At 60.5% G+C, this 11,450-nt stretch carries 7 protein-coding genes and 2 pseudogenes; 6 read left to right on the top strand and 3 right to left on the bottom strand.

Features of this window, described 5'->3' with window-relative positions:
- Positions 1 to 115: 115 nt before the first annotated feature.
- Positions 116 to 1,918 (bottom strand): CocE/NonD family hydrolase, encoded by a 1,803-nt coding sequence (locus tag EN914_RS09585; protein ID WP_245265443.1) that lies wholly within the window; start codon positions 1,916 to 1,918, stop codon positions 116 to 118.
- A 205-nt stretch (positions 1,919 to 2,123) separates the two neighbouring features.
- Positions 2,124 to 3,269, bottom strand: coding sequence for a serine hydrolase (locus tag EN914_RS09580; RefSeq protein ID WP_127389061.1), 1,146 nt, complete (start codon positions 3,267 to 3,269; stop codon positions 2,124 to 2,126).
- 394 nt (positions 3,270 to 3,663) lie between these two features.
- Between EN914_RS09580 and EN914_RS09575 the strand changes: the two genes are divergently transcribed.
- From EN914_RS09575 to EN914_RS09550, 6 genes and pseudogenes are all read left to right on the top strand, one after another.
- The gene (locus tag EN914_RS09575; protein WP_024505850.1) at positions 3,664 to 5,349 is read left to right on the top strand and encodes an ABC transporter substrate-binding protein; all 1,686 of its coding nucleotides are present in this window, start codon (positions 3,664 to 3,666) and stop codon (positions 5,347 to 5,349) included.
- Positions 5,346 to 6,335, top strand: a complete 990-nt coding sequence (locus EN914_RS09570; protein WP_024505851.1) for an ABC transporter permease — start codon at positions 5,346 to 5,348, stop codon at positions 6,333 to 6,335. Before EN914_RS09575 ends, EN914_RS09570 begins: the two co-directional genes overlap by 4 nt.
- A complete protein-coding gene (locus tag EN914_RS09565; protein WP_024505852.1) occupies positions 6,332 to 7,264 on the top strand; it encodes an ABC transporter permease in 933 nt (310 codons plus the stop codon). Before EN914_RS09570 ends, EN914_RS09565 begins: the two co-directional genes overlap by 4 nt.
- Positions 7,261 to 8,268 carry an ABC transporter ATP-binding protein gene (locus EN914_RS09560; RefSeq protein ID WP_024505853.1) on the top strand — a complete coding sequence of 336 codons (1,008 nt, stop codon included), beginning with the start codon at positions 7,261 to 7,263 and terminating at the stop codon, positions 8,266 to 8,268. The genes EN914_RS09565 and EN914_RS09560 overlap by 4 nt, the downstream gene beginning before the upstream one ends.
- The gene (locus EN914_RS09555; RefSeq protein WP_024505854.1) at positions 8,261 to 9,262 is read left to right on the top strand and encodes an ABC transporter ATP-binding protein; all 1,002 of its coding nucleotides are present in this window, start codon (positions 8,261 to 8,263) and stop codon (positions 9,260 to 9,262) included. Before EN914_RS09560 ends, EN914_RS09555 begins: the two co-directional genes overlap by 8 nt.
- Positions 9,263 to 9,403: 141 nt before the next feature.
- Positions 9,404 to 10,714: pseudogene (locus tag EN914_RS09550) on the top strand (IS1380 family transposase).
- Positions 10,715 to 11,101: 387 nt separating this feature from the next.
- On the opposite strand, the pseudogene EN914_RS09545 reads toward EN914_RS09550, so the two are convergent.
- Positions 11,102 to 11,450 (bottom strand): annotated as a pseudogene (locus tag EN914_RS09545) (acetyl/propionyl-CoA carboxylase subunit alpha); the annotation flags it as partial.

Raw genomic sequence — 11,450 nt, 5'->3', positions numbered from 1 at the left:
TCTCCATATTTGTTGCGAAGAGCTCTAAGACGTTCGTCGTCCCATGCCATTTGCCTACTATCTCCCTGTGGGCGCGGCCTACCGGATGGGCGCCAGACAGCATCTGAGTTGAAGGTTATCGAAGCGGCAGTCCTCCGGGGACAAACTCACTTTGCTTTCGAGAAGGCTGCCCTCGTAGCGTGAGGGGGTTAGGCGCGGGCGCTTGGGCCACTGCCCCCGGAAGAATGGGGAGCAGAAGTTTCGAAGGATACTTCTTCGAGTGATAGACTTTGTTGATGGACGGCCTGCCGGCAGGGATGTTGCCGTAAAAGTTCTGCGGATACTCGTCGGGAGCTGAATTCCCGTTCAGAATAGGATTGGGAGCGCCGATGGTTAGCTCCAGGCGGTGCCCTTTCCGGACGACGTGAGCGATCGGGTTCAGCAATGACATCCGGATCTCGTAGATTTCACCCGGTACGAGTTTTTCACTCTTGCGGAACGAATGAACCACCTCGTCAGCATATGTGTGCGCCTCATCGACCGCTCGCAGCGAAGCCCGCAGCAAGCCTCCCTGCAGAAAGAGTACATTGCCTTCGGCATCGATGTCTTTCAGTGTCAACGCGAGGTCGGTGTCGTCTCCATCGTCGACACTGAGATGGAGCGTGACTTCCGGGTTGCCAAGCAACACCATATCCGAGGTGGCTGGGGCACTTCGGTAGTTCAAGACGCCCTCGGGAAACGGCTGTACCGCGAACTGCTGATTGCTGCCAACGAGCTCTGCTCCCGTCGGGTAGAGGTAGGCGCGAACGCCCTCGGCCGGGCCACCAACTGGCTCGTCAGCTGAGAGCGCGGCATCAGCGGTGAGAGAGAAGGACCGACGCTCGACGGCCGGTTCTGGCCACGTCTCGTGCGTCGTCATCCACCCGGCAACCGCCTTCTTAGCATCCCCATCAGGCACCCGGACGTCCCAAAATACGGTGACCTGCGATATGTCGTCCACTCCATCCTCGACGCCCTTCACCCAACGGTCGAGGAACTTCATCTGTTCCGTATCTACAAACCCATAACTTCGTGACCCAAGCTCGGCTTCGGGACCGGCGACATTGTGATCACCGTTCATGAGGAGAAGCTTCTTATGCTCCACACCCGTCAACAATTGAGTAAACAGCCGGATGCTCTCCCTAGCGGCGCCGCCGAACTCGTCCTGCCAGGACGCGACAAGCATCGTCGGCACATTGACCTGGCCGGCAACCTCCTTGCAGGCCAACGATACTGAATCCCACCATTCATCCTTGAGTGGGCGGCTTCTAACCTCATCGAGAAATCCGCGTTTGACGACTTGCTTACCCTCACGAATTGCGGCGCACTGGTTATCACCCGCGCTTATCCGCCATTCCGCACCGGCCGCGTGCTCGGAGTCAGTCGTAAGCGCCCATGCCACGCAGCCCAGCTGTAAAATCCCGCCCACGGAGAAGCAATCTTCGTAACCGTCCTCCACGCCGCTCGCCACGATGGCCCTTAAGTGAGGAGGTCGCTCTGCTGCGACCCAGAATTGAATTACGCCGGGAGTTGAATTACCAATCATTCCAACATTGCCGTCGCTCCAGGACTGTCGGGCAATCCATTCAACGACTTCGGCACCGTAAATTCCTTCCTTGCGGTCGTACCAATAGTCGATAATACCTTCCGAGCAGCCCGTCGCGGGAAAGTTGGCACCAATGAAGGCGTAGCCGGCTTCGAGAAATTGCTTTGCCATTTCGAAAGGTGCTGCACTTGCTTTATAATGGGAATACCAGAACACGCTTGGATGGCGGCCAGATTTCAAGCGATATGAAATGTAAGCGATGCGTGTTCCGTCCTGCATAGGCAAGTATCCGATATCGCGCACCACGTCAGCTTCGGGAAGAGGGGTTTTAACTACGTTCATCTTGACGTTCATGTCGATAAATCTCCACGCTGCGACACTCGTTGCACAAAGCAGGAATGAGCCAAGATGCGATCAGCTACTTGAGCCCCCGGACAACCTTTATACATTTGCATAGAACCCGGCGTGATCAGAAGGTGCACGTATGAAGCGCAGCAGGTTCAACGCAACCGACCAGAATTGGTAGTAGAGCGACCATACTGCGGACAAAGGGCTCTCCTCATTCCGCAGCGAGCTCGGCCATCATTTTCACGAGAGGAACTAGGAAGTTGGGGTCAGGGTCGGGGTCGCCCGTGTTCCCGAGCACGCCGAAGTAGACGACGACGGTGCCGGTGTCAGGGTTTGCGAGCATGAACTGGCCGCCGTAGCCGCTGTGGCCGAGCCAGGTGCCGTCGGTCTCCATCTGGTGGATATAATGGTACCGCATCAAGTCACGCGTATCTTCGAAGGGAAGGCCGGGGTTGTAGCGCGTTTGTTCGATGAAGGCGGCATCGCCGACGCGGCGGCCATCGATGCCCTCGCCCTTGCGCGCGAAGAGCAGGCCGTAGCGTGCGAGGTCGCGGGCAGAGAGGCAGGCGCCGCCGTCGACCAGCGGCACGCCCTCGCGGTCGCAGGTGATATGGAAGCATCCCTCGAGCCCCGCCGCCTCGACGATCTCGATCAGCCAGTCGCGAAGCGGCCGGCCGCTGGCCCGCTCGATGATCCAGCCAAGGACATCGCTGTTGGTCGACTTGTAGAGCGCATAGCCAGTGCGGTTTGCCAGGTCGCCGCCGGTAATGCCGCAGACGAAGGAGCGGGTCGTCTCCTCCATATGCCCCGCCAGCGGCAGGCGCCAGCCGACGGCGGCCTCCATGGCAAACCACGTCGCGTTAGGGTTGGTGTAGTCCTCGCTGAAGTCATTGGCGACGTTCATGTCGGCGACCGCCTTGACGGTCGCCTCGGCGTAGCCCGTGCCGATCTCCGGCAGATAAGTACCTACTCGCTCGTCAAGATTGATGAGGCCATCAGCGACGCAGCGGCCGAGCATCAGGTTGAGTGTCGTCTTGGTGATAGACATGATGGGATGCGGCCTGTCGGGGCCGAAGTCCGGCGCGTAGCATTCGTAGAGGATGCGCTCGCCACGCAGGACGACGAAGGCCGAGAAATGCGGCATGGCGAGGAAACGTGCGACGCCGGGGCGCTCCCTGATGGTCCAGTCGATCTGCTTCCTGAGCGGCAGGACGCGGGGGGCGCGCAGCGACATGGCGTAGCGCATCGTGGTGTGGAAATTGTGGAAGCCGCGGCGGCGGTAGTCGGGCAGGTTCCAGCGCGGCTGGTTGTCGAACAAGATGTCGAGGTCGGGATTGGCGATCGAGGGGATCGTCATGCGGGGAGCCTTCCAAGTAAGTAAGGGGTTCGTTCGTAACGTGCAGGTAATAGGGAGCGCTGTGACGCGTGCGCTCGCATTTTTCCATGTTGGCAATTCCGAATTGGTTGATTGCCGAATTGTAGCATTAGAAGACCAGAACCGGGGCGGGACGGCTCATATCAATTTTACTGTGGCTACCAAAACTTTGGTATTAGGGAACCTTGGGGCCACGGCTAACATCAGCGTGCCGTTGCAAGTCATCCGCTGCGGAAGAGATGAACGCGATGCCGTTGCGCCAGGTTGCGCCGGTATTTAGCAACTGGAACTGAGCTTCGCATCACGGGACTTCGCATTACGGCACTGCCGGGTGGGGATTGCAGCAAAAAACGAAACCTACTTGAAGGGAGGAAGAATGAACAAGTGGACGCTCAGTCGCCGTGCGGTCATGAAGGGGATGCTGCTAGGGTCGGCTGCACCGTGGGTCATGCGCTCCAGGGCGTTCGCCTCGTCGTCGTGCGACGATCACATCGTGCGTCTTGGCAACATCGTCGCTCCCGACTCGATGAACCCGTTTGTCACCTGGGGCTCGTTCTGGCCGATCACCTTCACCTATGACCTTTTAGTGGGCCCGGACGCGCTGCGCCACCCCGACTGGAAGGCGTCGTTTGCCAAAGGGTGGTCCGTTGCTGACGACACCGTCACGTGGACCTTCAAGATCTGGCCTGGCATGAAGTGGTCGGACGGCCAGCCCGCTACAGCCAGAGATGCCGCATTCACCTACAACTACCTGCTTGGCTCCATAGGCAAGGCCGACGAACTTAACATCGGCTTCAACAACACGGGCGGATTTGAACGGTTCAAGTCGATCACGGCCCTCGACGACGAGACCTTGCAGATCGTGACCAAGGCCCCTACCCGCCTGCCGCTTTACAAGAATGTAATGATTGTTCCTGAGCACATCTGGAAGGACATCAGCTACGCTGATGCGCGCAGCACCTTCCGCAACGACCCGCCGCTGGTGGGCACGGGCCCGATGATCGTTGCGGAGTTTCAGCAGGGCCAGTTTGCCCGTCTCGTGCCGAACAAATATTTCCGCACGGGAAAGCCGAAGACGTCCGGCATAATCATACGCTTCTTCGATTCGGCTGATCCCCTAGCACAGGGCCTAAAGAGCGGAAGCCTCGATTACGGCAGCCCCCCGACGGCTGCCCAATGGGCCGACCTCTCGAAGGATCCTAGCATCGTGGTCGGTGAAGTGCGCGTCGAGCAGCGGAATTACCTGGCTTTCAACACCCTGTCCGGTGACGGGGCAGGCAGCACGAAGGCCCTGCAGGATCCGGCGTTTCGCGATGCGATCGGGTATGCGATTGACCAGAAGACGATCGTCGATCGTGCCTACCGTGGACATGCCGACCCCGGAGTGGGATTGGTCATGCCGTTGGCCGCCGACTACTACTCGGACCTTGGGGACATCAGACGCCATTTCGATCCCGCGGAGGCCGGCCGCCGGCTCGATGCCGCGGGGTATCGGGACACGAACGGCGACGGCGTTCGGGAGGATAAGGAGGGAAAACGCTTCCAGCTCGAGCTGATCACCGGAACCGACTCCGGTGAACTCGAAATACCGATCGCGGCCGTGCAACTCGTCGCAGGCTGGTTGGGACAAATCGGCATTCCCGTATCGGTGACCCAGTTCGATTCCGGTGCGCTCGGCGCCCACACGGCAGCGCCAGAGAACGGCGGCGGAGGCTGGGATCTGCTCGTTCGTGGGGGCTGGTTGTCTCCCTCGCCTCACGACCTACTCGCCTTGGGCGACAGCAAGCGCATTGGCATCGACAACACTTCCTACTGGAAAAATGATAAGTTCGAAGAGCTCGTGTCGGAGGTCGACGTCACAGTCGATCTTAAACAGAGCCAGGAACTAGTCGATCAGGCGGCACGCCTCATTTACACAGAAGCGCCTTATATCATGCTGTGTTACCCCTTTATGCTTGACGCTCATCGCAAGGATTGTTTCGAGGGGTGGGGGTCGCCGGACAGTATAGCCGCGTGGAGTTACTTTCCGCTTGACCGCCTGAAGCCGGTGCCAGCCCCATGAATGGAGGCGGAACAACGCGACACATCGCCCGCATTCTCATCAGGGCCATTATAACCCTCCTGATGGTGGCCACTCTGAACTTCATCCTGTTCCGGGTCATTCCAGGCGACCCTGCATCGCTTTTGCTCGGCGGGGCACGCGCCAGCGTGACCGCTGAGCAGATCGAGGCCCAGCGCCAGAACTGGGGGCTTAACCGGCCACTTTTCCCGGACCAGACAGTCGACTTCTTGTCGGCAACTCTCCACGGCGATCTGGGGTACAGCTTCAAGTTCAGGGGCAGACGTGTCGATGACCTAATTTTGGAGCGGTTGCCGGCCACCATCGCCCTCGTCGGTCTGGCCCAATTCATCGCCATTCTATGCGGGGTTATGCTTGGCCTATACGCGGGTTGGCGCAGAGGAGGAGCCATCGACCATATCGCGACTGGAGCCTCCCTTGCGCTCTATTCGACGCCTTCTTTCTGGCTGGCCATGATCCTGGTTGTGATTTTCAGCACAGCGTTGGGTTGGTTTCCGGGCTACGGTGCGTACTCTCCCGGCGCGATCCCCGGCTCCCTGAATTCGTTGCTCGATTACTTGCGGCATCTCGCGCTTCCGGTCACCGCCGTGGCGCTTGGACTTATCGGCCAATATGTCGTGGTCGCCCGTGCCGCAATGAGTGAAGTAGTCACCGAGGATTACATGGTAACCGCACGGGCCAAAGGGCTGACCAATGGTCAGATGCTGATGCGTCATGCATTTCGCAATGCGATGCTGCCGGTCGTGACCTTGATTACCCTCAATCTTGGCTATGTGGTGGCAGGCGCCATCACGGTCGAGGCCGTATTCGCCTGGCCAGGCATCGGCGGCCTGACGGTGGAGGCTCTCAACGCCCGGGACTATCCAGTCCTTCAAGGAATATTCCTGTTGCTTGGTGCCTCGATTGTTCTCGCAAACCTCGTGGCCGATCTTGCCTACGGTCTTCTTGATCCCAGGGTCCGGCAATGAGTGAAAGTACAGTTCGATATTCCCCGCGGGCCCGGGCGCGCGCGATAAAAGGCTTTCTGCGCCAATTTCTCAACTACGCCGGCGCTCAGGTGGGCCTCGTATGTCTGGTATTCTTTGTTATTGTGGCAGCAGTCCCCAATATTCTCGTGGGACCACTTCAGACTGCAATCAATGCAACGGGCGATTTCCTCGCGCCACCATCAGCCCAGCATCTGCTGGGTACGGATGAGGTGGGGCGTGACGTGCTCAATCTGGTCGTCCACGGTGCCCGGATCTCGCTCACTATTGCGCTACTGGCGACTGTGATCAGCCTCGTCGTCGGCACTACGATCGGTATGACGGCTGGCTACTATGGTGGCCGGGTCGATGTTTGGCTGATGCGCTTGACGGACTTCTTTTTTATTATGCCGTCCTTCGTGCTGGCGCTGGTCATCACACCCGTGGTTCTCGAGGTGATGGGGCGCGGCGGAGACATCCTCGGCTTTCGTCCTTCTCTTTTCGTGATCCTTGTCGTTATCGGCATGACAAGCTGGGCGTTCGTTGCACGTATCGTTCGCAGCCAGACACTGTCGCTTAAAGAGCGAACATTCATTGATCGTGCGCGCGTTGCGGGTAGCAGTAATTTCAGCATCATGGTGCGGCACATCCTTCCCAATCTCGTGCCGCAAATCGCAGCGAACGGTGCGCTGGTCGTAGCCGGGGCAATCTATGTCGAGACATCGCTCTCGTTCCTTGGGCTTGGCGATCCGTTGCAGCCTTCGTGGGGCACTTTGCTGTCGCTCGCTCAACGCGCTGGAGCCGCTAGCGCCGGAGCCTGGTGGTATCTCGGTGCCCCCGGAGTGTGCGTCCTAATGGTTTCCCTTAGCTTCGTTCTGGTTGGTAACGCCCTCGACGACACTTTCAATCCACGGCGGAGGGTTGTTCCATGACAAACTCCTCCCACGACAAGGCTCCGCTTCTAGAAGTCGAGGGGCTTTCGGTCGACTATGGTCTTAAGGGCGTTTCGTCGCGTGCGATCGACAGAGTTAGCTTCGCGCTCCAGGCCGGAGAGGCCATTGGCCTCGTCGGAGAATCGGGCAGCGGGAAAACCACGACCGCCATGGCGATTGCGGGTCTGCTATCACCCAACGCGCGGGTCAGCAGCGGCGAGGTGCGTTATCGCGGCTATCGAGTGCCGATCGATGACGATGCCGCTATGCGGCCACATCGCTGGAGCGAAACGTCCGTTGTCTTCCAGGGCGCGATGAATGCGCTCAATCCCGTTCACCGCATCCTCAAACAAATAGCCGAGCCATGCATGCTGAAGCTCGGGATGCCGAGGGCTGACGCAATCGCCCGAGCAAAGGAATTGCTTGAACTTGTCGGCATTCCGGTCGATCGCGGGGCCGCCTATCCCCACGAATTGTCAGGCGGCATGCGTCAAAGGGTGATGATTGCGATGGCGCTCGCATGTCGCCCCTCGATCATCATTGGCGATGAGCCCACGACCGCACTGGATGTCATTACCCAGGCTCAGATCCTCAAACTGCTGGCCGACTTGCGATCGCAGCTGAATCTCGCCCTCATTTTGATCACCCACGACCTTTCTGTGGTGGCTGAGTGTTGTGATCGCGTCATGATCATGTACGCGGGCCGCATCGTCGAGGACGGCACTGTCGCCGAGATCTTCGCTCAGCCCAAACATCCCTACACCCGCCTGCTGATCGACTCGATCCCGAACCCGGCGAGCGGCAAAAAGTTCATCCGGCCAATACCGGGTGATCCCCCTAACCTGGTGAACCGACCCTCGGGCTGCGCTTTCCATCCGCGTTGCCCGTCGGCTATGGCGGTTTGCGCGACCGAAGTCCCTGGCATCGATAAGTTCGGGCAGGGACGCGTCGCCTGTCATCTTCACCGGTCCTCGCAAGAAGACAAGGTCGCAACTCATGCCTGACACTGCCGATATCCTGCGTCTTGAGAGCCTGCAGGTCCATTTTCCTATCCAGGGCGGGCTGTTCGACCGTGTCCTGGGCCGACCTGCCAGCGCCGTGCGCGCGGTAGACGGGATCGACCTCAACATCGGACGGGGGGAGATCATCGCCCTTGTGGGTGAATCGGGAAGCGGCAAGACGACGGTGGGCCGCGTCATCACCAAGCTTGCCCAGCCGACAGGCGGCAGGCTGTTGTTCGAAGGCCGCGACATGACCGCGGAGCGAGGCGCCTCGGCCCTGCGTCCTTACCGGCATCGCGTGCAGATGATCTTCCAGGACGCCTATCAGGCGCTCAACCCGCGACATACCGTGTTCGATATCGTGGCGGAGCCGTTGCGGTCGCTACGGCTCGTTGAAAACAGCATCCAGCTCACCGACCGGGTGAGCGAAGCTCTGGCGTCCGCCGGGCTAAATCCTCCCGGCGATTTCTTCGCCCGCTTCCCGCACGAGCTGTCTGGCGGCCAGCGTCAGCGGGTCGTGATTGCCGGAGCGCTTGCCGTGAAGCCGGATCTCATCGTTGCCGATGAACCTGTGTCGATGCTCGATGTCTCGATACGCGCACAGATCCTTCAGGTACTGGTCGACCTGCGCGACAAGTACAACATGGCGCTGCTGTTCATCACGCACGACCTGCCTCTTGCCTGGTTGATCGCCGACCGGATTGCCGTGTTGTATCTTGGAAAAATGGTCGAGATCGGTAGCGCTGACGAGATCACATTCAGCCCCCGCCATCCGTATACCGTCGCCTTGCGCAACGCCACACCGCAGATTGGCGCTAACGCTGGTCGCGCCGAGTTGCCGGCCCTGCAAGGCGAGGTTCCGAGCGCCGCACGCGTGCCGAAGGGCTGTCGCTTCCATTCGCGTTGCCCTCTCACCTTCGATCGCTGCAAAGTAGAGGAGCCACTGGCCATCGAAGTAGGACCACAGCACTTGTCTGCGTGCTGGCTGGCGAAGTGAAGGCGGAAATTTTTTGCAACTGCTGGGGTCGCAAGACTGGGGCTTAGCCCGGATCTCTCTCAGAGTTGAGGTGCATCGGGGCTCCGAATCAGGGAAAATGCTTCTGCTACAAAGACTTACTCGAGGCAGAGGTGCTCCCCGATGCAAACAGAGTGTAGCGCAGAACGGTTTGATTTTGGAGCCGTTGAAAAGCGAGCGGTCGTGGCCGGTTTTGACGGCAGGACGATCACCTCGGATGCCGGCGCGCTTTTTGCTGGGGCTACGGAGCGGGCGATCGGACTGGTCGACCGCTTTGCCCGCTGCTTCGTGGATGCCCGCAATCCGGTCGAGCATGCGGTGAGGACGCTGGTCGGGCAGCGCATCTTCGCGCTGGCGCTCGGCTATGGAGACCTCAGCGACCACGACGAATTGCGCCATGATCCGGTGCTGGGCGGCAAGCTCAAGGCGCGGCGTCACAAGAAATGCGCGGCCGCAACCTTCGCGCGATCACAAAATCAGCCACGATCCGGCGGCGATCGAGGCGCTGTTCGTGACTTGTTCCTTGGCGCGCACGCGGCCCCGCCCGAAGAGATCGTGCGCGATCTGGACGCCACCGACGATCCCCTGCACGGCAATCAGGAGGGGCCGCTTCTTCCATGGCTATTACGGCAATTACTGCTACCTGCCGCTCTACGTCTTCTGCGGCGATCACTTGCTGTGCGCCAAGCTGCGGCCCGCCAACATCGCCGCCGCCGCCGGCTCGGTTCAGGAGATCGCGCGCATCGTGCGCCAGTTGCGCCAGCGCTGGCCCAAGCTGCGCATCGTGCTGCGCGCCGATACCGGCTTCGCCCGTGAGGAACTGATGGACTGGTGCGAGCAGAACGCCGTCGAGTACCTGTTCGGCCTGGCCCGTAATGTCGGGCTGGCCCGGCACATCGGAGCTGAACTGGAGCAAGCCAGAGCAGAGAGCTCCCTCACCAGCCGGCCCGCCCGCCGCTTCAAGGACTTCCTGTGGACCACGCGCAAGAGCTGGAGCCGCCGGCGCCGGGTCGTGGCCAAGGCCGAGTGGACGCAAGGTGAGGCCAACCCGCGCTTCGTCGTCACCTCGGTCGATCCCGAGGCCTGGCCGGCACGAAGACCTCTACTGTGCCCGTGGCGAGATGGAGAACCGCATCAAGGAATGCCAGCTCGATCTGTTCGCCGACCGCACCTCGGCCGCCACCATGCGGGCCAGCCAGCTCAGGCTCTGGTTCGCCTCGATGGCCTATGTGCTGGTCTGCGCGCTGCGCCGCATCGGCCTGGCCAACACCCGCCTCGCCAGGGCAAGCTGCGCCACCATCCGCCTCAAACTGTTCAAGATCGGCGCCCTGGTCAGCGTCTCGGGCGCCGCATCAGGCTGGCCATGAACTCGGCCTGCCCTTCCAGCGCGAGTGGACCCTGACCTACGCCAGACTGTCGGCAGCCGCCATCTGAGCGCCCCGATCCACCCCTCCCGTCAACAACAAGGATATCGCCGAACCACAACGACCGCTTCGCGCGGCGACAGCCCTTGCGCAACTCATGCGCCCGCAAAAATGCCGCGCACAGACATATGCCGGAAGACAGTGTGAGATATCGCGGGTTAGGCCGTCGCATTGACGAGCACCGGATGTGTGAATCAGCCGCCTGAACCAACCGTCTCGATTGGGTGGCGCTCTACCACCAACTCTCCCGGTACAGAGGACGATGTTCACTCGAGAGAGATGTAAAACCTCTCTGATTGGGGTCTTTGAGGTTGAGATGCTACTGCACCTTTTTCTGAACCGTTCCGTGGGTCACTCACCGTGGAACAGGGAGAACCCGGTGGATGCTGGCACGCTACTCCACGGTGATGAAGGGCGCCGGTGCTTGCTCCACGAGTTTCGAGGTCGCGGCACTGAAGCGAGCAGTCCCGGGTGCCCAGCACCTCGGTGTTTCCGTGGCCGTCGGCGATGATCTGGGCCTCGATGTGGCGTGGCTTGTCGAGGAACCGTTCAGCATAGCATTCACCGCGGCCAAAGGCCTCCGTTGCCTCGCGCACAGCCGAATCGAAGAGTTCGCCCACCTCTTCACGTCAGCGCGCGACCTTCGTGCCCGCCGCAGCCGAAGGCGGCCTTGATGGCGAGTGGCAGGCCCGCCTTCTTCGCAAAGGCGACCGCTTCCGCCGCCGAGACGAGGGGCCGCCTCACGC

It is taken from the genome of Mesorhizobium sp. M7A.F.Ca.CA.001.08.2.1, from assembly GCF_003998455.1.
In the GTDB taxonomy this organism is placed as follows: Bacteria; Pseudomonadota; Alphaproteobacteria; order Rhizobiales; family Rhizobiaceae; genus Mesorhizobium; species Mesorhizobium ciceri.
The sequence above is the reverse complement of the archived record's forward strand: the minus strand, read 5'-3'. Positions and strand labels throughout refer to the sequence as shown.